22 protein-coding genes and 1 pseudogene are annotated in these 22,733 nt (G+C 72.6%); 12 read left to right on the top strand and 11 right to left on the bottom strand.

Going from position 1 to position 22,733, the window contains the following annotated elements; translation table 11 throughout:
- Nucleotides 1-153: 153 nt before the first annotated feature.
- The 3 genes from MID12_RS26595 to MID12_RS26585 all read right to left on the bottom strand — a co-directional run bounded on the left by MID12_RS26595 (nt 154) and on the right by MID12_RS26585 (nt 3,987).
- Complete coding sequence (locus MID12_RS26595; protein WP_040254570.1) at nt 154-732, bottom strand: TerD family protein; 579 nt, start codon at nt 730-732, stop codon at nt 154-156.
- A 207-nt stretch (nt 733-939) separates the two neighbouring features.
- On the bottom strand, nt 940-3,078 hold the full coding sequence (gene uvrB, locus MID12_RS26590; protein WP_040258371.1) for an excinuclease ABC subunit UvrB: 2,139 nt from the start codon (nt 3,076-3,078) through the stop codon (nt 940-942).
- A 63-nt stretch (nt 3,079-3,141) separates the two neighbouring features.
- Nucleotides 3,142-3,987, bottom strand: coding sequence for an MHYT domain-containing protein (locus MID12_RS26585; protein ID WP_263171237.1), 846 nt, complete (start codon nt 3,985-3,987; stop codon nt 3,142-3,144).
- Nucleotides 3,988-4,266: 279 nt separating this feature from the next.
- On the opposite strand from MID12_RS26585, the gene MID12_RS26580 reads away from it, so the two are divergent.
- The 5 genes from MID12_RS26580 to MID12_RS26560 all read left to right on the top strand — a co-directional run bounded on the left by MID12_RS26580 (nt 4,267) and on the right by MID12_RS26560 (nt 9,462).
- Nucleotides 4,267-5,175, top strand: coding sequence for a glycerophosphodiester phosphodiesterase (locus tag MID12_RS26580; RefSeq protein WP_040254567.1), 909 nt, complete (start codon nt 4,267-4,269; stop codon nt 5,173-5,175).
- A 118-nt stretch (nt 5,176-5,293) separates the two neighbouring features.
- Nucleotides 5,294-5,983: a methylated-DNA--[protein]-cysteine S-methyltransferase gene (locus MID12_RS26575; protein ID WP_263171231.1), complete on the top strand. Its 690-nt coding sequence runs from the start codon at nt 5,294-5,296 to the stop codon at nt 5,981-5,983.
- Nucleotides 5,984-6,153: 170 nt separating this feature from the next.
- On the top strand, nt 6,154-7,059 hold the full coding sequence (locus MID12_RS26570; RefSeq protein ID WP_263171229.1) for a pseudouridine-5'-phosphate glycosidase: 906 nt from the start codon (nt 6,154-6,156) through the stop codon (nt 7,057-7,059).
- Nucleotides 7,060-7,187: 128 nt separating this feature from the next.
- On the top strand, nt 7,188-8,147 hold the full coding sequence (locus MID12_RS26565) for a carbohydrate kinase family protein (protein WP_411577010.1): 960 nt from the start codon (nt 7,188-7,190) through the stop codon (nt 8,145-8,147).
- 187 nt (nt 8,148-8,334) lie between these two features.
- The gene (locus tag MID12_RS26560; protein ID WP_040254563.1) at nt 8,335-9,462 is read left to right on the top strand and encodes a magnesium and cobalt transport protein CorA; all 1,128 of its coding nucleotides are present in this window, start codon (nt 8,335-8,337) and stop codon (nt 9,460-9,462) included.
- A 42-nt stretch (nt 9,463-9,504) separates the two neighbouring features.
- On the opposite strand, the gene MID12_RS26555 is transcribed toward MID12_RS26560, so the two are convergent.
- Nucleotides 9,505-9,924, bottom strand: coding sequence for a CBS domain-containing protein (locus MID12_RS26555; RefSeq protein ID WP_040254560.1), 420 nt, complete (start codon nt 9,922-9,924; stop codon nt 9,505-9,507).
- 190 nt (nt 9,925-10,114) lie between these two features.
- A pseudogene (locus tag MID12_RS26550) lies at nt 10,115-10,744 on the bottom strand (uridine kinase); the annotation flags it as partial.
- Nucleotides 10,745-11,033: 289 nt separating this feature from the next.
- On the opposite strand from MID12_RS26550, the gene MID12_RS26545 reads away from it, so the two are divergent.
- Both MID12_RS26545 and MID12_RS26540 read left to right on the top strand, forming a co-directional pair.
- Entirely contained in the window at nt 11,034-11,513 is a 480-nt protein-coding gene (locus tag MID12_RS26545) for a DUF1772 domain-containing protein (RefSeq protein ID WP_040254558.1), read from the top strand.
- A 238-nt stretch (nt 11,514-11,751) separates the two neighbouring features.
- Nucleotides 11,752-13,239, top strand: a complete 1,488-nt coding sequence (locus MID12_RS26540) for a glutamate synthase subunit beta (RefSeq protein ID WP_263171221.1) — start codon at nt 11,752-11,754, stop codon at nt 13,237-13,239.
- 144 nt (nt 13,240-13,383) lie between these two features.
- On the opposite strand, the gene MID12_RS26535 is transcribed toward MID12_RS26540, so the two are convergent.
- The 3 genes from MID12_RS26535 to MID12_RS26525 form a co-directional block, all read right to left on the bottom strand.
- A complete protein-coding gene (locus MID12_RS26535; protein ID WP_040254556.1) occupies nt 13,384-14,199 on the bottom strand; it encodes an SAM-dependent methyltransferase in 816 nt (271 codons plus the stop codon).
- 97 nt (nt 14,200-14,296) lie between these two features.
- A complete protein-coding gene (locus tag MID12_RS26530) occupies nt 14,297-14,512 on the bottom strand; it encodes a DUF397 domain-containing protein (RefSeq protein WP_078845505.1) in 216 nt (71 codons plus the stop codon).
- Between the two features lie 27 nt (nt 14,513-14,539).
- Nucleotides 14,540-15,403, bottom strand: a complete 864-nt coding sequence (locus tag MID12_RS26525; protein ID WP_263171218.1) for a helix-turn-helix domain-containing protein — start codon at nt 15,401-15,403, stop codon at nt 14,540-14,542.
- 323 nt (nt 15,404-15,726) lie between these two features.
- Between MID12_RS26525 and MID12_RS26520 the strand changes: the two genes are divergently transcribed.
- Nucleotides 15,727-16,161 (top strand): ATP-binding protein, encoded by a 435-nt coding sequence (locus tag MID12_RS26520; RefSeq protein ID WP_397914704.1) that lies wholly within the window; start codon nt 15,727-15,729, stop codon nt 16,159-16,161.
- Entirely contained in the window at nt 16,152-16,586 is a 435-nt protein-coding gene (locus MID12_RS26515; protein ID WP_411577009.1) for a hypothetical protein, read from the top strand. The genes MID12_RS26520 and MID12_RS26515 overlap by 10 nt, the downstream gene beginning before the upstream one ends.
- Before the next feature lie 101 nt (nt 16,587-16,687).
- Here MID12_RS26515 and MID12_RS26510 read toward each other — a convergent pair whose 3' ends face one another.
- Both MID12_RS26510 and MID12_RS26505 read right to left on the bottom strand, forming a co-directional pair.
- Nucleotides 16,688-16,861: a hypothetical protein gene (locus tag MID12_RS26510; protein WP_107071397.1), complete on the bottom strand. Its 174-nt coding sequence runs from the start codon at nt 16,859-16,861 to the stop codon at nt 16,688-16,690.
- A 327-nt stretch (nt 16,862-17,188) separates the two neighbouring features.
- Nucleotides 17,189-17,899, bottom strand: a complete 711-nt coding sequence (locus MID12_RS26505) for a TetR/AcrR family transcriptional regulator (RefSeq protein WP_263171215.1) — start codon at nt 17,897-17,899, stop codon at nt 17,189-17,191.
- Between the two features lie 109 nt (nt 17,900-18,008).
- On the opposite strand from MID12_RS26505, the gene MID12_RS26500 reads away from it, so the two are divergent.
- A complete protein-coding gene (locus MID12_RS26500) occupies nt 18,009-19,607 on the top strand; it encodes an FAD-binding oxidoreductase (RefSeq protein ID WP_263171212.1) in 1,599 nt (532 codons plus the stop codon).
- 127 nt (nt 19,608-19,734) lie between these two features.
- Here MID12_RS26500 and MID12_RS26495 read toward each other — a convergent pair whose 3' ends face one another.
- On the bottom strand, nt 19,735-20,778 hold the full coding sequence (locus MID12_RS26495) for a phosphatidylinositol-specific phospholipase C domain-containing protein (RefSeq protein ID WP_040254550.1): 1,044 nt from the start codon (nt 20,776-20,778) through the stop codon (nt 19,735-19,737).
- A 388-nt stretch (nt 20,779-21,166) separates the two neighbouring features.
- Between MID12_RS26495 and MID12_RS26490 the strand changes: the two genes are divergently transcribed.
- Nucleotides 21,167-22,027, top strand: coding sequence for a serine protease (locus MID12_RS26490; RefSeq protein WP_040254549.1), 861 nt, complete (start codon nt 21,167-21,169; stop codon nt 22,025-22,027).
- Nucleotides 22,028-22,287: 260 nt separating this feature from the next.
- Nucleotides 22,288-22,704, top strand: a complete 417-nt coding sequence (locus tag MID12_RS26485) for a (2Fe-2S) ferredoxin domain-containing protein (protein ID WP_263171205.1) — start codon at nt 22,288-22,290, stop codon at nt 22,702-22,704.
- Nucleotides 22,705-22,733: the final 29 nt, after the last annotated feature.

Genomic DNA, 22,733 nt, shown 5'->3' with positions numbered 1-22,733 from the left:
GGGCCGTGTGTGCGGCGCGGTCTCCCGCGCCGGGTGGCCCGCTCCGCGGCGCGGAGGGGCCGTCCGCCTGTGCTGCCCGGTTCGCCCAGGTGGTGTCCGCGAGGTCTCGCCGCCGCCCGGAGGGCGGGGCGGACGGGACCGCGCGGGGAGGGCCTAGAGGTGCGGCAGGATCGCGGGCATCAGGTCCTGGAAGGTGCGGCCGTTGGACGGAGTGCCCAGGGCCGTCATCTGCCAGCCCTGGCCTGCGCGGTGCACCTTGGCCATGATCTGCGCGGTGTACTGGCCGCCGCCCGCGAGGGTGTAGCGCGCGAGCTCCTGGCCGTTGGTCTCGTCGACCAGGCGGCAGAAGGCGTTCTGCACCTCCTGGAAGGTCTGGCCGGTGAAGGAGTTCACCGTGAAGACGATCTGGTCGATGTGGACCGGGACGCGCTGGAGGTCGACGAGGACGGCCTCGTCGTCGCCGCCCTGGCCGACGCCGCCGACCAGGTTGTCGCCGGTGTGCCGCACGGAGCCGTCGTCGCTGACGAGGTGGCGGAAGAAGACCACGTCCACGGGCTGCTTGTCCGCGAAGAGCACCGCCGAGGCGTCCAGGTCGATCTCCCGGGTGCGCGAGCCGAACAGTCCGCGGCGCGGCGCGGCCTGCCAGCCGAGGCCCATCCGCACGGCGGTCAGCGAGCCGCCGTCGTTCTTCTGCAGGCTGATCGCCTGCCCCTTGGTCATATTGACCGTCACGCGCTCTTCCCCTCGTCGAGCTGTTCCCCCGCGGTCTCCGCGGTCGTGCAGGAAACCCTACGCAGCGCCACTGACAGCGCCCTCCCCCAGGCCGACTTTGTGTCGCTCTTGCAACACATCCGGCCCTCCGGTACGCGGCCGGACCTGCGCAGGCGGCACAGGCGGCCCACCTGCCCCGGGTGCGCCGCCCGGCCCGCGCCCGGGGCTTCAGGCCTGACCGGCCTCGCGCATCTGGCGCAGTTCCTTCTTCATCTCGGAGACCTCGTCCCGCAGCCGGGCCGCGATCTCGAACTGCAGGTCCGCCGCGGCGGCCCGCATCCGCTCGGTCATCTCCTCGATCTGCTGGGCGAGTTCGGCGGCGGGGGTGGTGGTGGGCGTGGTCTTGCCCGCCTTCTTCTTCCCGGCGGGCTTGCCTCCGTCCGCCCCGGCCTTGCCGAGCGCGGGCACCGGCGCCTTGGCCTTGCCGTTCGACGCCTGCCGGTAGCCGGTGCCGAGCAGCTTCTCGGTGTCGACCTGCTCGCGGGCGATGGTCGCCACGATGTCGTTGATCTTCTTGCGGAGCGGCTGCGGGTCGACGCCGTTGGCCGTGTTGTAGGCGATCTGCTTCTCCCGGCGCCGGTTGGTCTCCTCGATGGCCCGCTCCATCGCCGGGGTGATCTTGTCGGCGTACATATGGACCTGTCCGGAGACATTGCGCGCCGCGCGGCCGATGGTCTGGATCAGGGAGGTCCCGGAGCGCAGGAAGCCCTCCTTGTCGGCGTCGAGGATGGCGACGAGGGAGACCTCCGGCAGGTCGAGGCCCTCACGCAGCAGGTTGATGCCGACGAGGACGTCGTACTCACCGGCCCGCAGCTCCCGCAGGAGCTCCACCCGGCGCAGGGTGTCGACGTCGCTGTGCAGATAGCGGACCTGGATGCCCAGTTCGAGGAAGTAGTCGGTGAGGTCCTCGGCCATCTTCTTGGTGAGGGTGGTCACCAGGACGCGCTCGTCCTTCTCGGTGCGGCTGCGGATCTCGTGCACCAGGTCGTCGATCTGCCCCTCGGTCGGCTTGACGACGACCTCCGGGTCCACCAGGCCGGTGGGGCGGATGATCTGCTCGACATGGCCGTCGGAGCGGGACATCTCGTAGGTGCCGGGGGTGGCCGAGAGGTACACCGTCTGCCCGATGCGCTCCTGGAACTCCTCCCATTTCAGCGGGCGGTTGTCCAGCGCGGAGGGCAGCCGGAAGCCGTGGTCGACGAGGGTGCGCTTGCGGGAGGCGTCGCCCTCGTACATGGCGCCGATCTGCGGGACGGTGACATGGGACTCGTCGATGACGAGGAGGAAGTCGTCGGGGAAGTAGTCGAGGAGGGTGTTCGGCGGGGAGCCGGGCAGGCGGCCGTCGAAGTGCATCGAGTAGTTCTCCACGCCGGAGCAGGAGCCGATCTGGCGGAGCATCTCGATGTCGTAGGTGGTGCGCATGCGCAGCCGCTGGGCCTCCAGGAGCTTGCCCTGCTTCTCCAGTTCGGTGAGCCGCTCGCCCAGCTCCTTCTCGATGTCGCCGACGGCGCGCTCCAGGCGCTCGGGTCCGGCGACGTAGTGGGAGGCGGGGAAGACGTAGAGGTGGTCGTCGTCGCTGATGACCTCGCCGGTGAGCGGGTGCAGGGTGGACAGCGCCTCGATCTCGTCGCCGAACATCTCGATGCGCACGGCGAGTTCCTCGTACACCGGGAAGATCTCGATGGTGTCGCCGCGGACCCGGAAGGTGCCCCGGGTGAAGGCGAGGTCGTTGCGGGTGTACTGGATGTCGACGAAGCGGCGCAGCAGGTCGTCCCGGTCGATCTCGTCGCCGACCTTGAGGGAGACCATGCGGTCCACGTACTCCTGCGGTGTGCCGAGGCCGTAGATGCAGGAGACGGAGGCGACCACGACGACGTCGCGCCGGGTGAGCAGCGAGTTGGTCGCGGAGTGCCGCAGGCGCTCGACCTCCTCGTTGATCGAGGAGTCCTTCTCGATGTAGGTGTCCGACTGCGGGACGTACGCCTCGGGCTGGTAGTAGTCGTAGTACGAGACGAAGTACTCGACGGCGTTGTTCGGCAGGAGTTCGCGGAACTCGTTGGCGAGCTGTGCGGCCAGGGTCTTGTTCGGTGCCATGACCAGCGTGGGGCGCTGGAGCCGCTCGATCATCCACGCGGTGGTCGCGGACTTGCCGGTGCCGGTCGCGCCGAGGAGGACGACATCCTTCTCACCCGCGGTGACGCGCTTCTCCAGCTCGGCGATGGCGGTGGGCTGGTCACCGCTGGGCTGGTAGGGGCTGACGACCTCGAAGGGCGCCACGGTGCGTTCGATCTGGGTTACGGGCCGCATGAAGACCACCGTACGACCCCGCACTGACAACCGGCTCCCGGCGGCCTCGCGACCGGGGCGGGCTCAGCGCTGCGGGGTGCGGACCCGGGGCCGCTGGTGGGGTATGCGCCCGCCGGGGTTGACCGCGGACGGCAGCGACTCGGGGCCCCGGCCGGGGCGCCTGACGCGGGGGCGGCCCATGACCCGCATCGGGTCGAAGAGCACGATCGCCCCGGCGAGCAGGAGGAAGCCGAGGGGGCCGATCAGCATCGGGGCGAGGAGGGAGGCGGGTGAGCCGCCCGCCGGGTCCGCGGCGACCCCGTGGTCGTGCAGGCGCACGTCGACCGCGGCCATCCCGGTGTAGTGCATCCCGGCGGTCGCGAGGCCCATGGCGAGGCTGGCGCCGACGCTCCAGGCGAAGCCGCGCACCTGGCCCGCGGCCCAGAGCGCGGCGGTGGCGGCGACGACCGCGATCAGCACCGAGGCGGCGACGAGGAGGGTGTTGTAGTCGATTCGCCCGTTCAGCCGTATGCCGGCCATGCCGAGGTAGTGCATGGAGGCGATGCCGAGGCCGGTGACCGTCCCACCGGTGAAAAGGGCGGTGCCGCGCGGGCCCCGGTAGCCGACGATGAAGATCCCGACGCCGGTCATCACGACGGCCACACCGAGGCTCGCGACCATGGTCAGCCGGTCGTAGGCGAGGGTGCTCTCCCGTACGTCGAAGCCCATCATCGCGATGAAGTGCATGGACCAGATCCCGGAGCCGATGGCGGTGGAGCCGAGGGCGAGCCAGCCGGCCCGGCGGCGCGGGGGTTCGGCCAGGGAGCGCACGGTGCACCGCAGCCCGAGGGCGCCGCCCAGGCAGCCCATCAGGAAGGCGACGACGGGTGTGACGAGCCCGTAGCTGAATCCGTCGACCGTGCCGTGCATGCGCCGGTGCTCTCCCCTCCCGTCTCGCGCCTGGAGCCGCCGTCCCGTGCCTGCCCGCGGGTCCGCGGGCGGGGGGCCGTGGCCGAAGCAGAGATTATGACCCGCCACGCGGGCCCCGAACGGTTTTCCGGCAAAGAATCACGGTGACTCCCCACTTGTGTCCCCGGAGTGACCAAAGGAGCGCCGGTCTTCAACCTGTGGCAATCCTGGACTGGCCGTCCGTTGACTCTCCGCTGCCACAGTCCCCCCGACCGTGAGGTTCAGACACGAGGAGTCGCCGTGCTAGTACGTGCAGTCGCCATCACGTCCGCCGCCGTCCTGGGAGCCACCGCACTGCTCCAGCCCCCGCTCCCGGCCCGGGCGTCCACGCAGACCTCCCCCGCGCGTCCGCAGGCCCCCGCCGCCACGGACAGGATCAGCGTCATCGCGCACCGCGGGGCCTCCGGCTACGCCCCCGAGAACACCCTCGCCGCCGTCGACAAGGCGCACGAGCTGGGCTTCACCTGGGTCGAGAACGATGTGCAGCGCACCAAGGACGGCGAGCTGGTCGTCCTGCACGACACCGACCTCAAGCGCACCACGAACGCGGAGGAGCTCTACCCCGGGCGCGCGCCCTGGAAGGTCGCCGACTTCACCGCGGCGGAGATAGCGAGACTCGACGCCGGCAGCTGGTTCGGCGCCGAGTTCACCGGGGCGAGGGTGCCGACCCTCAAGCAGTACCTGGAGCGCGTCGACGAGAACCGGCAGAAGCTGCTCCTGGAGATCAAGGCGCCGGAGCTGTACCCGGGCATCGAGCGCGACATCCTGCGCACCCTGGACGAGGAGCACTGGCTCGCCGCCTCGGGCTCCTCCCGGCGGCTGGTGGTGCAGAGCTTCAGCGCGCCCTCGCTGCGCACCCTGCACGGCCTGCGCGGCGGGGTCACCACCGGCTTCCTCGGCACCCCCGCCGTCTCCGACCTCGGTACGTACGCCGAGTTCGCCGATCAGATCAATCCGACCGCCGCCACCCTGACCGCGGACTACGTCACCTCGGTGCACGCGGTGCACGGCGTCCACGGGCGGCCGCTGCACGTGTCCACCTGGACGGTGAACGACGCGGACACCACGCGCCGGGTCGCCGGGTACGGCGTGGACGGCATCATCACCAATGTCCCGGACACGGTGCGGGAGGCGCTGGAGTCCCGCTGACCGCGGGCAGGTCACGGCCCGGCGCACCCAGCCGGGCCGAGGCCGAAAACCGCTGCCCGCCACCCCTCGATGCCGCCAGCGGTCCGGCGATGTCAGTGGTGGTCCGTACGGTGTCCGCATGAACACCGAGAGGACTGCCGGGCCCGCGGCGGAGACCGGCACGGGCCCCGCGACGGACACCGGGACGGACGCGGTGCCGGACACCGGGACGGGCGCGGCGCCGGAGACCGGCGAGGGCGCCGGGCAGAGCGCCGGGCGGCGGGAGGCGGAGCGGCTGGTGTGGACGGTGGTCCGCACCGACATCGGCCCGCTGCTGCTCGCGGCCACCGAAGTCGGCCTGGTCAACGTGGTCTTCCATGCCTCGGAGCGGGTGCGCGGGAAGGCACTGGAAAGACTGGCGGGCCGCCTCGGGACACCACCGGTCCACGAACCCGACTCGCCGCTGCTCGCGGAACCGCTGCGCCAGCTCACGGCCTACTTCGCCGGTGAGCTGCACGACTTCTCCCTGCCGCTCGACTGGCGGATGCTCGGGGGCGCCAGGGGCTTCAACAGGCAGGTCCTCGAAGCTCTGGCGGCGGGCGTGCCCTTCGGCAGCGTCGCCGGGTACGGAGATCTGGCGAGCCGGGTCGGCCAGCCGAGGGCCGCGCAGGCGGTGGGGATCGCCATGGGCTCCAATCCGCTGCCGGTGGTGGTGCCCTGCCACCGCGTGGTGGAGAGCGACGGCGGCATAGGCGGCTTCGGCGGCGGACTGGAGACCAAGCGCCAACTGCTCGCCCTGGAAGGGGTACTTCCGCAGCCGCTGTTCTGAGCACTGCCGCGCGCCGCGGCCCCGCGCGGCCGGACACCGGAGGACAGACACCGGAGGACGGAAAAGGACGGAAAGAGCGCGCGCGACCGGACACGCGCGGGGCGAAGGGGTTTGATCCGCGGGCGCGCCCGCCAGGGATGAGAGGAGGTCCCCGAGCGCGGAGGTGCGCAGTGCTGGAGGTTTCCGAGGAGGTGGGCGAGGCACTGGCGAGCGGACGGCCGGTCGTCGCCCTGGAGTCCACGATCATCGCGCACGGGCTGCCCCGCCCGCGCAATCTCCAGGTCGCCCAGGAACTGGAGGCGGCGGTACGGGAGGAGGGCGCCGTCCCCGCGACCGTCGCCGTACTCGACGGGCGCCCCCTGGTCGGCCTCGGCAAGGCCGAGTTGGAGCGGGTGGCCAACGACGCCTCCGTACGCAAACTCAGCCACCGGGACCTGCCGCTCGCGAGGGCGACGGGGGCGAGCGGCGCCACCACGGTCTCGGCCACCGCGCTGCTGGCCGCCCGCGCCGGACTGCGGGTGTTCGCCACCGGCGGGCTGGGCGGAGTGCACCGCGACTGGGTGCAGACCCAGGACGAGTCGGCGGACCTGGAACTGCTGGCGCAGACCCGGATCACCGTGGTGTGCGCGGGGGTGAAGTCCCTGCTCGACGTGCCCGCCACCCTGCAGCGCCTGGAGACGCTCGGGGTGGCCGTCGCCGGATTCGGCACCGACCGCTTCCCCGGCTTCTACGTGACGGACTCGGGCAGCCCCGTCGACTGGACCCTGCACACGCCCGCGCAGGTCGCCGAGGTCATGCGGGCGCAGGACGACCTGGCGGCCCCGGACTCGGCGCTGATCGTGGCCAACCCGGTCCCCGAGGCCGAGCAGCTCGATCCGGCGGTGCACGCCCGCGCCCTGGCGGCCGCGCTCACCGCCTGCGCGCAGGAGGGCATCACCGGGCAGGCCGTCACCCCCTTCCTGCTCAGCCGCTTCGTCCGCGAGACCGACGGCGCCTCCCTGGAAGCCAACCTCGCCGCGGTACGCGGCAATGTCCGCCTCGCGGCCCGTATCGCGGTGTCCTGGTCGCGGCGGTGAGCGGGCGTCCGCGAGGGGCGGCCGGGGAGCCGGGGGCAGGGGGCTCCGGCGGGGCCGGGGACTCTGCTGGGTCCGGGGCGGCCGGGGGTCTTGCGGAGTCTCGTGGCTTCGCGGAGTCCCGTGGCTTCGTGGGATCCCGTGGCTCCTCGGAGTCCGGTGGCTTCGCCGGGTCCGGTGATGCCGTCGAGTCCGGGGCCGGGGCTCTGCTGGTGCTCGGGGAGGTGGTCACGGATGTGGTGGCCCGGCACCGCGGTCCGCTGGCCTCCGGTACCGACACGGCCGCCGAGATCCGCACGCTGCCCGGCGGGGCGGGCGCCAATGTGGCCTGCTGGGCGGCGCGTTGGGGCTGCCCGCGGGTGCGGATGCTCGGCAGCGCGGGGGCGGACTCCGCGCACTGGCACGAGAGCGCCCTGCGCGCGGCGGGTGTCGAGCCGCGGCTCGTCGTCCTGCCCGGGGAGCCGACCGGCACGGTGATCAGCCTGGTCGACGAGAGCGCCGCGGCGGAGCGGACCTTCCTCACCCAGAGCGCGGCCTCCCTCGGACTGACCCCGGCCCACTGGTCCGCCGCGGAACTCGACGGCTTCGCCCATCTGCACCTCTCCGGCTATCTGTTCTTCTCCCCGACCTCGCGCGCGACGGTGCGGGCCGCCCTGGCCTCGGCACGCGCACGCGGGGTACGGGTCAGCGTGGACCCCGCCTCGACCGGCTTCCTCTCCGCACTCGGTGTGGACCGCTTCCTGACGATGGTCGAGGGCGTCGAGGTCCTGCTGCCGAATCTGGACGAGGCCCGGCTGCTCACCGGACTTCCCGAACCGGCCGATGCCGCGGCCAAGTTGAGCCGCCAGTTCCCGCTCGTCGTCGTGACCCTCGGCGCCGAGGGCGCACTCGTCGCCCAGGACGGCCGGGTGGCGCCCCGGGTGCCGGGAGAGCCCGCCGTCCCCGTGGACACCACGGGCGCCGGGGACGCCTTCACCGGGGCCCTGCTCGCGGCGCTGCTCGCCGGTGCGCCGCCGGTGGCCGCGGCGGCGGAGGGGTGCCGGGCAGGGGCGCTGGCGGTGCGGCGCACCGGGGGCCGGCCCGTGGTGTGAGGGGAGCCCCGGGCCTGTGGAAAACCTGCCGTCTGTCCGATGGTCCGGCAAGCACACCCTCGTAAGAGCGGAGCGGAATGTCCCTTTTCCACAGGGCCGCCGCCGGACTCCGCCCCCGGCTGGCAGACTTGCCCGCCAAGCACGGATTCACCGTCCGCCCAGCTCACCTCAGTGCAAGGAGCCACACATGCCCATGGCCGGCAACCTACGGAAGGTTGGCAGCCTCCGCGGGGTCGACAGCCTGCGGAAGGTGGCGCGCCTTGGCCGCAGAAAACCCCGGGTCGACCTCAGCCACCCGGCGCGCTCACCGCTCGGCTCGGCCGTCGTCAACTGCGTGACCTACCGGCACGGCATACGCCAGCCCGGGAGCAGCGATGTCACGGCCGCCGTCAAGCAGGTGCGCGCCCAGGGGGACGGCTTCGTCTGGCTCGGACTGCACCAGCCCACGGTGCGGGAGTTCGAGGGAATCGCCGAACTCTTCGACCTGCACCCGCTCGCCGTCGAGGACGCGGTCCTGGCACACCAGCGCCCCAAGGTGGAGCGGTACGGGGAGACCCTCTTCGCCGTCTTCAAGAGCTGCTACTACGTCGACCACGCCGAACTCACCGCCACCAGCGAGGTCGTGGACACCGGCGAGATCATGGTGTTCGTCGGCCACGACTTCGTCATCACGGTGCGCCACGGCCGGCACGGTTCGCTGGGCCACGTCCGCGAGGAACTCGAGTCCAACCCGGATCAGTTGGCCAAGGGACCGGCGACGGTACTGCACGCCATAGCCGACCACGTGGTCGACGACTACCTGAACGTCGTCGAATCCGTCCAGGCGGACATCGACCAGGTGGAGACGGATGTCTTCGCCGAGGACAGCGCCGGGGTGGACCCGGGACGCATCTACCAGCTCAAGCGCGAACTCCTGGAGTTCAAGCGCGCGGTGGTCCCCCTCGCCCGCCCGCTCCAGGAACTCGCGAGCCGCCCCCTGAGCGTGGTGCAGCCCGAGATACAGGCGTACTTCCGGGACGTGGAGGACCATCTGCTCCGGGTGACCGAACAGGTCGCCGCCTTCGACGAACTGCTCAACTCCATACTCCAGGCACACCTGGCGCAGGTGACCGTCGCGCAGAACGCCGATATGCGCAAGATCACCGCCTGGGCCGCGGTCGTCGCCGTCCCCACGATGGCCTGCGGGATCTACGGCATGAACTTCGACCACATGCCCGAGTTGCACACCCGCTACGGGTACTGGGTGACGCTCGGCGCCATCGCCCTGGTCTGCGCGGTGCTGTACCGGGGCTTCCGGAGGAACGGATGGCTGTGAGTTCGCCGTAGACGTCAGGACGCAGGTGTCAGGACGTGGGCGTCAGGCCCTGGCGTAGACGCTTTCCATCCAGCCCGCGAGCTGCTCCTCGGAGAGGTGCCCGGCGAGGTCCGCCTCGCTGATCATGCCGACGAGCCGCTTGTCCTGGATGACGGGAAGCCGCCGGATGCGATGGTCCTGCATCTCGCCGAGGACCTGGCTCACATCGGCGTCGGCCTCGACCCAGCGGGGTGTGCCCCGGGCCATGTCGCCGGCCGTGGTCCGGGCCGGGTCGTGCCCCATGGCCACGCAGCCGATCACGATGTCGCGGTCCGTGAGGATGCCGCACAGCCGCTCGTTCTCGTCGCTGATGGGCAGGGCGCCCACATCGAGTTCGCGCATCAACTGGGCGGCGCGGTCGAGGGTTTCGTGGGCGGGGATCCAGCGGGCCCCCGGATGCATGATGTCCGCAGCGGTGGTCATGAACGGCCTCCCGGTCATCGGCAGCCGGCGCGGCGCGGGACACGTCGCAAGTCCCGGCCCCTTCATTGTGGGGGCGAGGCGGGGGACACGCACTTGCGGGCGGCGGGGAGGGGTGGGTGGGGTGGAGAGGGTGGGAGGGCGGTGGGGGCGGGGGGGGAGGAGGCCCCCACCCCCCCACCTCACCCCCGCCCCCCACCCAAGCCGGATGCCGGTCGTCGTCCGCGCGTACCACCACGTCGGCGGCGCGGACGGGGTCGGTCTCCCGCTCGTACCGTGCGAAGGCGGGCAGCGTCCACTGCTGGTCCTGCGGAGTGCGCCTGCGAAGCGCGGCGGGTGACAGGTTCAGGTGGACGGTGAGGTCGAAGGGGAACCAGTGGTGCAGCAGCAGGGGCCCGTGGAGCAGGAGGACGCCGCCGGGCGGGAGTTGGGTACGGGGGCTGCGGGTCGCGCGGTCGGTGGCGGGGTCCCAGAGGTCGGGGAGGACCCAGCCGGTGCCGCCCTCGTCCAGGGGTGTGAGGACCTCCCGCCACAGGGCCTTGATGTCGAACCATCCGTCGTAGAAGGACTCGGGGTCCTCATGGCCGAACTCGAAGCGCAGGGAGGCGGGGCGCAGGAACCCCTCGGTGCCGACGACGAGGGCGGGCCGTCCGCGGAGGCGCAGTTCCGCCGCGAGGCGTTCGGCCAGTTCGCCGGGCCGGGCGGCGGGTGCTCCGTCGACAGCCGCGCGTACGTGTGCCCCGCCCTCCGGCGGTTCCACGCGGAGCAGCCGCTCGGCGAGGTTCTGGCCGAGCCGTTCCCAGGTGATCGGTTCGAGTCGCACCTGATCATGATGCCCCGCGGCCGAGGCACGGGACAGGCGCGTCCCTCCCCGAAGAAGCCGCCCGGCACCGCCCTCCCCCGGCCCTCCCCTCGCACCGCCCGCACCGCGATCCTGGCCACGAGGGCAACCTCCTGACACAGTGGCGCACGCCGGGGTGGCCGACGGCGACCCCGCACCCGACACTCGGCACGCGCGGCGATGGCAGCCCCGGCAGACCCGAGCCTCGCCCTCCCCCACCCCCGAAACCCAGGACCCGACCCCCGGAACCCAGAACTCAAGGAGCAGCCCCATGGTCGAAGGACCGTACTTCGTGTTCACCGTGCTGGCGGCGCTGGCCTGTGGTCTGGTGGCCGGGGTCTTCACCGCGTTCTCGGCCTTTGTGATGCGGGGGCTCGCCGCGCTGCCCCCGAACCGGGGCCTGGCCGCGATGCAGTCGATCAATGTGGCGGCGGTGCGGCCGGCCTTCATGGCGCTGTTCCTGGGCGCCGCGGTGCTCAGCGCGGTGGTCGCCGTGTTCACCCTGGTGAAGTGGCCGGAGGAGGCCGGCGTGGAGCTGCTGCTCGGCGCGGCCCTGTATCTGGCGGGGTCGTTCGGCGTGACCATGGCCGCGAACGTGCCCCGCAACACGGCTCTGGCGGAGCTGGACCCGGAGGCGCCGGAGAGCGAGGAGCCCTGGCGTGCCTACGTCGGCGAGTGGACCGCGTGGAACCACATCCGCGCCGGTGCCGCGCTGGCCGCCACGGCCTGCTTCGTCCTCGCCCTCACCTGACCGCGCCGCCCCGCACACCACCCACCACACCCGGCACCACGCACCACATCCCACTCGCCACCCACCGCAGCACGCACCACGCTCACGCACTCACGCATCACGCACCACGCACCACGCACCGCACCCGAAATCCCGCACCCCCGAGCTTCGCGCCTCCCGCCCCCTCCGTCGTATCGTGGGCTGGAGGTGTTCGCCGCGCCCCGGGCGTTCGCCTCACCCCAGGCAAGGGAGACGGCCCATGGCCGACCCCAAGGGTTTCCTCACCACCGGCCGGCAGGAGTGGCCGCGTCGACCCGTGGACGAGCGGGTCCGGGACTGGGACGAGGTGTATGTCCCGGGCGGGCTGCTGCCGATCATCTCGGAGCAGGCGGACCGGTGCATGGACTGCGGGGTGCCGTTCTGCCACGAGGCCTGTCCGCTGGGGAATCTGATCCCCGACTGGAACGATCTGGTGGCCAGGGACGACTGGCGGGCCGCCTCGGAGCGCCTGCACGCCACCAACAACTTTCCCGAGTTCACCGGGCGGCTGTGCCCGGCGCCCTGCGAGTCGGGGTGTGTGCTGGCCATCAACCAGCCGGCGGTCACGATCAAGAACGTGGAGGCGGCGATCGCCGACCGCGCCTGGGAGGACGGTCTGGTGCCACCGCGTCCGCCCGACCGCCTGTCGGGGCGCTCGGTCGGGGTGGTGGGTTCGGGTCCGGCGGGTCTGGCCGCCGCGCAGCAGTTGACGCGGGCGGGGCACACGGTCGCGGTGTACGAGCGGGACGACCGTGCCGGGGGTCTGATGCGGTACGGGATCCCGAGTTTCAAGATGGAGCGGGTGCATCTGGAGCGCAGGCTGCGGCAGATGGCGGAGGAGGGAACGGTCTTCCGTACGTCGACGGCGGTGGGCAAGGACGTCGGGGCGAAGGAGTTGCTGGCGCGGCACGACGCGGTGGTGCTGGCGGTGGGTGCCACCGCCGGGCGTGAACTGGCGCTGCCGGGCCGGGAGTTGGCGGGGATCCACCAGGCGATGGAGTATCTGCCGCTGGCGAACCGGGTGGGCGAGGGCGATCTCGCGCGGTCTCCGCTGAGCGCCTCGGGCCGGCATGTGGTGATCGTGGGCGGCGGGGACACGGGGGCGGACTGCCTGGGTACGGCGGTGCGCGAGGGGGCGGCCTCGGTGACCCAGCTGGACATCTATCCGCAACCGGCGCGGGGGCGGGACGAGGAGGCGGAGCCCTGGCCCACGTATCCGAAGATCTACCGGCTGACGCCCGCGCACGAGGAGGCCCGCGAGGTGCGCACGGCCCCCGTGGCGGATGCCGACGCGCGGCTCTTCGCCTCCTCGACGGTGCGGTTCTCGGGGGATGCCGCGGGGCATGTGCGGGAGCTGCACCTGGTGGAGGTGGACGAGCGGCGGCGCACCCGGGAGGGCACCCGGCGCTCGCTGCCCGCGGATCTGGTGCTGCTGGCGCTCGGCTTCTCCGGCCCGGACCGTACGGACGGTGTCGCGGAGCAGTTGGGCCTGGAGGTGGACATCCGGGGGACGTACGCGCGTGACGCGGGGTTCGCGACCAATGTGCCCGGGGTGTTCGCGGCGGGCGACGCGGGGCGGGGCCAGTCGCTGATCGTCTGGGCGATCGCCGAGGGGCGGGCGGTCGCGGCGGCGGTGGATCGCTGGCTGTCCGGGAGTACGCGGCTGCCGTCGCCGATCGGTCCGTACGACAGTCCGATGCGGGTGTGACCGGGGAGGCGGTGGCAGCATGCGGCGGTGGGCGACCGCCCGGCCTGCTGCCTCGCGCGGGGCGCCGACGCTCCCCCACCTCACCCGTCAGCGGAAGGTGGGGCCTGCCCGAATCCCTGCGCCCCTGCCCCTGGCCCCTGCCCTCTAAGCCTTGCGAGCCACCGCTCCGAAGCCCGGCATGGGCTGGAAGTCCTCCTGGCCTTCGACGGGTTCGCCGAGTTCGGGGTGCCAGGTGTCGAGGACGGCGACGCCCGGTTCGACGAGTTCGAGCTTGTGGAAGAAGCGTTCGACCTCGTGGCGGTCGCGCAGGGCGAGGGTGATGCCGCTCTTCTTGTAGAGGTCGTCGGCCTCGTCGGCGTTCTCGCGGGTGAACTGGCCGGTGCCGTGGGACAGCATGAGGTAGCTGCCGGAGGGCAGGGCGTCCATGAAGCGGTCGACGAGTTCGTAGGCGCCGTCCTCGTCGGGGACGAAGTGCAGGAGCGCGATGAGCGAGAGCGCGATGGGCCGGGTGAAGTCGAGGGCCTCGCGGGCGCGTTCGATGATGGTCTCGGGGTCGCGGACGTCGGCCTGGAGGTATTCGGTGCTGCCTTCGGGGGTGCTGACCAGGAGTGCTTCGGCGTGGGCGAGGACGATGGGGTCGTTGTCGCAGTAGACGATGCGGGCGTCGGGGGCGATCTGCTGGGCGACCTGGTGCAGATTGGGCGCGGTGGGGATGCCGGTGCCGATGTCGAGGAACTGCTTGACGCCCTGCCCGGCGAGCCAGCGGGTGGCGCGGTGCATGAAGGCGCGGTTGGCGCGGGCCATGATCGGGATGCGGGGTTCGATGGCGAGGAGCTGGCGTCCCATCTCCTCGTCGACCGGGTAGTTGTCCTTGCCGCCCAGCCACCAGTCGTACATCCGTGCCGGGTGCGGCTTGCTGGTGTCGATGCGGGAGCTGGGGGTGGCGTCGTGCCCGGTCATGAGGATCTCCGTAGGTCCGTGGGGCGTGGGGCGGGTGACGGGTGCGGCAGGCGGAGGCGCGGGGTCGAGGCGGAGGCCGGGGGCAGGGGGGCGGAGGTCAGGAGAGCAGGAAGTCGGCTTCGCCGGACTTGGCGCCCTGGATGAAGGCGGTGATCTCGCCGGAGGTGTAGATGAGGGCGGGTCCGTCGGGGTCCGCGGACTGGCGTACGGCGACGCGGCCGTCGGCGAGTTTCATGGCTTCCACGCAGTTGCCGCCGTTGCCGCCGCTCCAGGGCCTGAGCCAGCCCTCGGTGCCGAGTTCGCGTGCGGGCATGCCGTTGTATATGCGGGAGCGGTCCACTCAGAACTCCTTGCGGAGATCGCGCAGGATCTCCTTCGTGCGGTGTGCCGTCGCGGCGTGTGCCGCCATGCGGTCCATGACCTCCAGGTGGGTGGCCACCTCGGCGCGGGCGTCGAGGTAGACGGCTCCGGTCAGGTACTCGCTGTAGACCATGTCCGGGAGTTCGGGCATGGCGAATCGGAACAGCACGAAGGGCCCGTACGTGCCGGGGTGCGGACCGGCGGCGAACTCGGCGATCTGCAGGGTCACATTGGGCATGTCCATGGATGCGAGGAGCCGGTCGATCTGGGCGCGCATGGTGGCGTTGCCGCCGACCGGGCGGCGCAGCGCGGTCTCGTCCATGACGACCCACAGCCGCGGGGGGTCCTCCTCGCGGGTGAGCAGTTCCTGGCGGCGCATGCGCAGGGCGACGTGCCGTTCGATGTCCTCGGGCACGGTCTGCCCGATGGCGCCGGAGTCCATGACGCCACGCGCGTAGTCCTCGGTCTGCAGGAGGCCGGGGACGAAGTGCGGGTCGTAGGAGCGGATGAGGCTGGCGGCGCCCTCCAGGCTGACGTACATGGAGAACCAGCCGGGCAGGATGTCGTGGAAGCGCTGCCACCAGCCGGGTTTGTTGGCTTCCTCGGCGAGGGTGACGAAGGCTTCGGCCTCTTCCTCGCCGACTCCGTAGGACTTCAGCAGGAGTTGGAGGTAGGGGATCTTGAAGCCGACCTCGGCCATCTCCATGCGCCGGACCGTGGCGGGCGCGACGCGGAGGATCTTGGCGGCCTCCTCGCGCTTGAGGCCGGCGCGTTCGCGCAGGTCCTGCAGTCGCCGCCCGAGGACGACCTGGCCGACCGTCGGCGCGGACCGCGGCTCGCTCACGTCGTTCCTCCACGAAGTCGCGTCACACGATGTCCCGTACGTCCGGCCGTGTCCCAACTCGGGGCGCCCGGGACGCTGTTGCGAGCAGTGTGCCACGGGCTCCACCAACAGCCCACACCACTCTGCAATTTTCAAAGTGCCACTTGCCAAGTGTCCGTGGCGCCGCGATAGTGGCAAGCGTGACTTTGTCCGCGCCGTTAGGAACAGACGCCACCGCCGCCCCCCACGGCGCCGCCGCTCCGGCGGACCGGACGGGGACCGGCGCGCGCCGTTTCCGCTTCGAGCTGGCCCCGCACCCGGGGTCGGCCGCGCATGCCCGGCAGGTGACCCGTGACCGCCTCGGTGGCTGGTCCGTCTGCCAGGACACCCGCGAGGCCGCGGAACTGGTCGTCTCCGAACTCGTCACCAACGCCGTGGTGCACACCGTCTCGCGCCGCATCGTCTGCGAACTGCACGACGACGCGGCGGGAGTGGTACGGATCGCGGTGCGCGACGAGGGCTGTCCCGACGGCGCTCCGCGCCCCTCCGCACAGCAGCCGGAAGAGGAGCACGGGAGGGGACTGCTCCTCGTCTCCGCGATGTGCAGTGCCTGGGGTGCGCAGGACACCGGCCCGGGACTGCTGGTCTGGGCGGAACTGCCCCGGCAGTCGGACGACCGGGACCGCGGCGCGCGGGCCGACGACGCCGGGCGGACTCACACCGGTACGCGCGGTACCGAGCCGGACCGGACGGGCGGAGGGGAGCGGGTATGGGTATGAGCGCGGCCCCGATGCCGACGATGGACAGCCTGGTCCGCCTCTCCCGGGCACGGCGCACCACCGCCCCGCCGCCGGTGCGGCTCGCCGTGCCGGGCTCGATGTCCACCCCGCTCGGCTGCGACGCCGTCGCCGTCCCCGCGGTCTACGGGCGGCTGCTGCTGGCCCGGCTGCCGCGCGCGGGCTGCGTCTACGAGGACGGCAGCCGCTGGTGGTGGATCGTCCCCTCGGACTCCGATGTGGCCCTGAAGTGGCCCGCGCCCGCGCACTACGCGGCCGGTGCCCTGGTGCCCGACGCGCCCGCCCGCCCCGGACTGATCCACCGTCCGGAGGCGGAGGTTCCGTACACGCCGCCGATCCCGCTGTATCTGGCCCTGTGCCGCCTGACCGGTACGCCGCCCGCCTGGTCCCGGCCGGTGAGCGCCTGACCGGCCCGTAGTCCTTTTCTCGGTTCAGGTGCAGCTGAGCCCCGGCGCCCGCTCGTGGCACCGGGGCTCAGCTGTGTCCCGGTGCTGCCGGGGGCGGGAGGCTACTCGACGGGTTCGCGGGCGCGCACGATCACCAGGAAGGCGTCGCTCGCCAGGTCCATCACGACCTCGGCGCGCTCGCCTTCCAGGCGGCGGGCCCGCGCGAACTCCTCCGCGGGCCACGACCCCCGGGGTCCCCCGGCGGGGAAACGCTCCAGAACCGTCCGCCCGGTCATCCGGCACCTCCGCTCACGCGCCACGGCGGCGCCCCGCGGCCGGGGTCCCGGCCGGTGCACCTGCAACGACGCTCCACGCCGTCTTGTCACTCGACGGCTCGCAGATCATGACCGCGGATCGCCCCCTCCGGCTGTGCCCGCGCTCACAACGTGACCGGAAAGACACCGCGAAACCCCAGGCAGACCGCCCCCACCCCCGCGCACACCCGGCCTGGACACGCGCCCCGCCCACCTCGATGCGCCCCTCCGCGCCCCACTGCACCCGGGCGACCGCGCTCCCTTCAGCCCCCTCGGCCGTCGTACGCGTCAGCCCTCGCGCTCGCTGCGTCAGCCCTCGCCCCCGCCGCGGTGGCGCTCACCCCCGTCGTGGCGGCGCTCGCCCCCGTCGTGACGGCGCTCACCCTCACCGCCCGCGGGGCCGCCGAAGCGCACCGCCTGGAGGATCCGCGCGCACCGCTCCCCCATGCTCGCGGCGCTCTCCTCGGGGTGGCGGGCCCACCAGACGACGCTCTGGCCGACGAGGGTGTTCCACAGGCGCTTGAGCAGGTCGGCGTCGAGCGGGTCCTCGATGTTCCCGGCGCGCAGGACGTCCTGGGCGCCGCCCGCGGCCAGTTCGTCGATGGCGTCCCGGTAGCGCCGCGCGGTCTCGTAGGGCGCGCTGCCGGCGGGCAGGGACTGGTCGTACAGCAGGAACCAGGCGCCCGGGCGGCCCTCCAGGGTGGCGAACACCGCCCGCAGTACAGCGATCGGGGTGGCGGGCTCGGCCGCGGGGCGGTGCATCGCGGCCCGTACGGCGGTGGCGAGGGGTTCGCCGACCCGGGCCAGGCAGGTGGTGTAGAGGCCGTCCTTGGACCCGAAGTACTGGTAGAGCAGCGGCTTGGTGACGCCGATCCGCCGGGCGAGGGCGGCCATCGACACCCCGGTGTAGCCGTGCCTGCCGAACTCCTCGGTCGCCACGGCGAGGATCTGCTCCTCGCGGTCGCGGCGCGGGACGCCCTTGGTGCCCGCGCGGGCCGCCGCCGCTCTTGCCTTCTCCATGACCGGCATCTTACCTTACGGTAATATACCTCTGGGTAAGTTCACTCCCGGAGCGTCCGCCACCCAGCCGCAGGCCGAGCCGCACGCCGGCCCGAACAAGGAGTACGCCATGGACGAGGGGCACCCGGAGGAGCACCCGGCCGAGCACCGCACCCGGTCGTGGTGGGGCTGGGGCTGGCGCGAGGAGGCGCTGCCGGACGCGGAGTGCGCGGCCCTCGGCGCCCTGCTGCCGGGGCTGCCCGCGGACCCGCTGCCGGTCCCCCGGGTCGCCGACCTCGACCTGCCCGAGCCCGCCGCGACCGTGCCCGCCTCGCTCGCCCCGCTGGTGACCGCGGACCCGGCCGACCGTGCCGCGCACGCCCTCGGCAAGGCGTACCGCGATGTGGTCCGCGCCCTGCACCGCACCCCGGGCCGGGTGCCCGACCTGGTGGCGCGGCCCCGCGGCGAGCAGGACGTGGCCGATCTCCTGGACTGGGCGGGCCGCACCGGCACCGCCGTGATCCCCTACGGCGGCGGCTCCTCGGTCGTCGGCGGCGTCGAGTACCGGGGCGAGGCGCATCCGGCGGTGCTGAGCCTGGACCTGACGCGGATGGACCAGGTCCTGGAGGTGGACCGGGTCAGCCGCGCCGCCCGCGTCCAGGGCGGGGTGCTCGGCCCGCACCTGGAGCGGCAGTTGCGCCCGTACGGGCTGACCCTGCGCCACTTCCCGCAGAGCTTCGAGTTCTCCACCCTGGGCGGCTGGCTCGCCACCCGGGCCGGCGGCCACTACGCCACCCTGCACACCCATATCGACGACTTCACCGAGTCCCTGCGGGTGGTCACCCCGATCGGCGTCAACTCCTCCTGGCGGCTGCCCGGTTCGGGCGCGGGCCCCTCCCCCGACCGGCTGTTCCTCGGCTCCGAGGGCACCCTGGGCGTGATCACCGAGGCCTGGATGCGGCTCCAGGACCGGCCCGTGCACAAGGCCTCCGCGGCCGTCCTCTTCGACTCCTTCGAGGCCGCCGCCGAGGCCGTACGGGTACTGGCCCAGTCGGGGCTGCACCCCGCCAACTGCCGCCTGCTCGACCGGGGCGAGGCCGCGTTCTCCGGCGCCGCCGCGGACGGTTCGACGGTCCTCGTGCTCGGCTTCGAGTCCGCGCACGCCCCGGTCGGCGAGAGCCTCGCGGCGGCCGTCTCGCTCGCCCGCGACCACGGCGGGCGGCCCGCGCCGGAGCCCGCCGGGGCGCGGGGCGCGGTCGACTCCTGGCGGGCGGCCTTCCTGCGGATGCCCTACCAGCGCGATGCCCTGGCCCGGATGAGCGGCATCGTGGAGACCTTCGAGACGGCCTGCACCTGGGACCGGCTGCCCGCACTCTACGAGTCGGTACGCGCCGAGACCGCCGCCGCGGTCAAGGAGGTCACCGGCGCCGAGGGCCTGGTCAACTGCCGCCTCACGCACGTCTATCCGGACGGCGCCGCCCCGTACTTCACGGTGATCGCGGCGGGGCGGCGCGGTGCGGAGCTGCGGATGTGGGACGAGGTCAAGGCGGCCGCCATGGAGGTGCTGGGGCGCCACCGGGCGACCGTCACCCACCACCACGCCGTCGGCCGCGACCACCGCCCCGGCTACGACCGGCAGCGCCCCGAGCCCTTCGCCCGGGCCCTCGGCGCGGTGAAGTCGGCCCTCGATCCGCAGGGCGTGCTCAACCCGGGGGTCCTCCTCGGCTGAGCCGCCGGAGGAGCGGACGCGCGGCCGGACGGTCGGGGGCGGGGCACGCAGTCATCCGGTCACACCGGTCACCCACTCACTCGGCCGGGCGGGACCCGCCGTCGCCCGCCCGCCCGGCCGCGCTCGCTCAACTCCCGTCGCCCCGCGGCAGTACGGAGGACACGACGCCCGGCAGCGGATACCAGTCCGCCGAGGCGATGGTGGCCTGGTGGGCGGCGAGCAGCGCCACGCGTTCGCGGGCCTGGGCCTCGGTGGGGCGGGTGCCGTCGATGACCGGGGGCACGTTGTGGGCGTCGGTCATGATCAGGAGGTAGTTGCCGCGCCCGTACCAGTCGGTGTCGATGGAGCCGCCCAGGTAGGTGGCGGCGTCCCCGTCGAAGACGACGAACCAGGGGCGCAGCGAGGCGTCGGTGTAGCGGGTGCGGGGGTCGCCCGCGGCGGCCTTGTGCACGGCCGGGAAGGCGGCGGCCCGGTCGAGTTGGCCCGCGGCGGCGAGGTCGCGCAGGTGGATGGCGTACTCGCGGTCGGTCCACAGGGTGTCCAGCGGGTTGGACTCCTCCACGGTGCCGGGGATCAGCTCGACGAGGAACTTGCCCGCGAGGTCCGCGCGGCGGGGCCAGGCCCCGGCGCGGGAGGCCTCGTCCAGGTCGGCGTGGCCCGCGGCGAGATCGCCGGGGCGGAAGAGCGCGTCGCCGAGCTTCTCGCCGAGGAGGGTGTCGAGTGCGGCGGGTCCGCGGCCGCGGTTGGCGAGGAAGCCGTCCTTGAGTTCGAGCTTGAGGACGACGGGGCGGTGGCCGGGGTGCGCCTCGTGCCAGGCGCGGATGTCGGAGAGGCAGCCGCCCAGGTCGTGGCTGGTGGGCCCGGTGCGCAGGTCCTCGGGGCGCTGGGCGTTCTCGCAGTTGTTGTCGTTGCCGAGGGGGTTGCTGTGCGAGACCCGCCAGGAGCTGCCGAGGGCGTTGGCCCACACGTCGAGTTCGAGCATGCCCGCGCCCGAGTCGAGCGCGTCCGCGAAGTACGGGTAGGTGGACTTCTCGTAGGCGTTGTGCACACCGACACCGGTGGTGGAGGCGTACGGCAGCTGTGCCGGATCCGCCGCGCCCGCCGGGCCGCTGCCCAGGACCAACACCCCCGCCGCCACCAGTGTCGCCACGGCACCCGTACGTCTGACCATCTCCCGGCTCCCTTCGAGACCCCGCAGGATTTCCTGCAAATCGCCTGCACGGTAAGGGAGTTGTATGACCGGGCGGAAGACGGCGGCTTACCGGGGCCGGTCCGCGCACGGACCGCGGACAGGCCTCGGACCGTTCCCGGACGGACCTTGGGCAGGCCTCGGACCGGCCGCGGACCCGCCTTGGACCGCTCTGCGACCGGCCTCGAAGGGGGCGTTTCTTGGCCGTTTCTTTGCCAAAAAGACCTGGGCCAGGGGCCGTTCACCAGGGGTGCGCCCTTGTCCGTCACGTACCGGGCACCCCACAATGCCCTAGCCAAATCCGATAAACCGAAGAACTCCGGCCCAAAGGACCGAAGCGCTCCGGTCGATTCGAAGAGGAACCCCCCACATGAAGAAGCCTCTTGTCGGCGCACTGTTCGCCGCCGTCGCCCTCGTCGGCGCGGGTGCGGTCCCGGCCGCCTCGGCCACGGCCCAGGACGCCGCGCCCGCCAAGCAGTCGAAGGCCAAGGCCGTCGACTTCGCCGGAACGGTGGCGCTCAGCAACTGTTCCGGTTCGCTCATCCGCATGCCCGACTCGCAGCCCGGTGACCCGGCGCTCGTCATGTCCAACGGCCACTGCCTGGAGAGCGGCTTCCCCGGCCCCGGCGAGGTCGTCGTGGACCAGCCCTCCAGCCGCACCTTCACCCTGCTGAACGCCGACGCCTCCGACGCCGCGACGCTGAAGGCCACCAAGGTCGCGTACGGCACGATGACCGACACCGACGTCTCCGTCTACGAACTGGACAGCACCTACCAGGAGATCGAGGACGAGTCCGGCATCAAGGCGCTCGAACTCGCCGACCAGCACCCCGAGCAGGGCAAGGCCATCACCGTGGTCTCGGGCTACTGGAAGAAGACCTACAGCTGCAGCGTGGACGGCTTCGTGCACGAGCTGCGCGAGGGCGACTGGACCTGGAAGGACTCGGTCCGCTACACCCCCGAGTGCCAGACCATCGGCGGCACCTCGGGCTCGCCCGTGGTGGACGACGCGAGCGGCAAGGTCGTCGCCGTGAACAACACGGGCAACGAGGACGGCGAGGAGTGCACGGACAACAACCCGTGCGAGGTGGACGAGAACGGCAACGTCACCGTCCACAAGGGCACCAACTACGCCCAGGAGACCTACAACATCCCCGCCTGCTTCGGCGAGGGCAACAAGCTCGACCTCGGCGCGGAGGGCTGCACCCTGCCCAAGCCCACCCGCCGCTGAGCCCACGGCCTCCAGCCTCCAGCTGAACTGACAGCTGGAATGGCTGAACCAGCCGGAACAGCCGAAACGGCTGAAACGGCTGAAACGGCTGGAACGGCTGAACCAGCTGACGGTACGCACGGTGGCCCCGGCCCGCACCACGGGCCGGGGCCGCCTGGCGTCCGCGACCCCGGCGGCCTCCCGCACCCGCGCGGCGGCGACCATCACCCTGACCGGCGGCCCGGACCATCCGGCTGCCGTCAGCCAAGGAGTCCAAGACCATGCCTACGGCGATCCGGCCCGCCCGCGGCCGCCCGTGCACCCTCGTGGTGTGCCGCGGCTGCTGCTGCGGCCAGCCGCTCAAGTACCCGGGCTGGGACCACGCGGCACAGCTGCGCCGGTTCACCGCGGCCGCCACCGCCTCCGAGGGCCGCTTCGCGGTCCGGGTGACCGACTGCCTCGGCCCCTGCGACCAGGCGAACATCGTCGTGCTGAGCCCCTCCCCCGAAGGACGGCGGCGCGGCGGCCGCCCGGCCTGGATCGGCTGGTCCATGGGCGCGGACTGCACCGAGGAGATCATCCGCTGGGCCCACTCCGGCGGCCCGGGCCTCGCCCCCGCCCCGCTCACCCTGGAGCTCCAGTTCGTCGAGTCCCCCGCGGAACGCCGCCGCCGACAAGAGCAGGACCGCCCTGCCTGAGCTGGCGTACGCCGTCGTGCGTACGAACG

Origin of the sequence: Streptomyces sp. SCSIO ZS0520 (assembly GCF_025643355.1) — a bacterium.
Classification (GTDB): Bacteria; Actinomycetota; Actinomycetes; order Streptomycetales; family Streptomycetaceae; genus Streptomyces; species Streptomyces physcomitrii.
Note: the sequence above shows the minus strand (reverse complement) of the source record. Positions and strands in the feature narration are given on the sequence as shown.

Excerpts from the sequence above, each read along its gene's own strand:
- MID12_RS26500 (WP_263171212.1), top strand. The coding sequence starts at position 18,009 with ATGGACGAGGGGCACCCGGAGGAGCACCCGGCCGAGCACCGCACCCGG.
- MID12_RS26530 (WP_078845505.1), bottom strand. The coding sequence starts at position 14,512 with ATGCCCGCACGCGAACTCGGCACCGAGGGCTGGCTCAGGCCCTGGAGC.
- MID12_RS26575 (WP_263171231.1), top strand. The coding sequence starts at position 5,294 with ATGAACACCGAGAGGACTGCCGGGCCCGCGGCGGAGACCGGCACGGGC.
- MID12_RS26510 (WP_107071397.1), bottom strand. The coding sequence starts at position 16,861 with ATGACCGGGCGGACGGTTCTGGAGCGTTTCCCCGCCGGGGGACCCCGG.
- MID12_RS26535 (WP_040254556.1), bottom strand. The coding sequence starts at position 14,199 with ATGACCGGGCACGACGCCACCCCCAGCTCCCGCATCGACACCAGCAAG.
- MID12_RS26545 (WP_040254558.1), top strand. The coding sequence starts at position 11,034 with ATGGTCGAAGGACCGTACTTCGTGTTCACCGTGCTGGCGGCGCTGGCC.
- MID12_RS26490 (WP_040254549.1), top strand. The coding sequence starts at position 21,167 with ATGAAGAAGCCTCTTGTCGGCGCACTGTTCGCCGCCGTCGCCCTCGTC.
- MID12_RS26495 (WP_040254550.1), bottom strand. The coding sequence starts at position 20,778 with ATGGTCAGACGTACGGGTGCCGTGGCGACACTGGTGGCGGCGGGGGTG.
- MID12_RS26505 (WP_263171215.1), bottom strand. The coding sequence starts at position 17,899 with ATGGAGAAGGCAAGAGCGGCGGCGGCCCGCGCGGGCACCAAGGGCGTC.
- MID12_RS26485 (WP_263171205.1), top strand. The coding sequence starts at position 22,288 with ATGCCTACGGCGATCCGGCCCGCCCGCGGCCGCCCGTGCACCCTCGTG.
- MID12_RS26515 (WP_411577009.1), top strand. The coding sequence starts at position 16,152 with ATGGGTATGAGCGCGGCCCCGATGCCGACGATGGACAGCCTGGTCCGC.
- uvrB (WP_040258371.1), bottom strand. The coding sequence starts at position 3,078 with ATGCGGCCCGTAACCCAGATCGAACGCACCGTGGCGCCCTTCGAGGTC.
- MID12_RS26585 (WP_263171237.1), bottom strand. The coding sequence starts at position 3,987 with ATGCACGGCACGGTCGACGGATTCAGCTACGGGCTCGTCACACCCGTC.
- MID12_RS26560 (WP_040254563.1), top strand. The coding sequence starts at position 8,335 with ATGCCCATGGCCGGCAACCTACGGAAGGTTGGCAGCCTCCGCGGGGTC.
- MID12_RS26555 (WP_040254560.1), bottom strand. The coding sequence starts at position 9,924 with ATGACCACCGCTGCGGACATCATGCATCCGGGGGCCCGCTGGATCCCC.
- MID12_RS26540 (WP_263171221.1), top strand. The coding sequence starts at position 11,752 with ATGGCCGACCCCAAGGGTTTCCTCACCACCGGCCGGCAGGAGTGGCCG.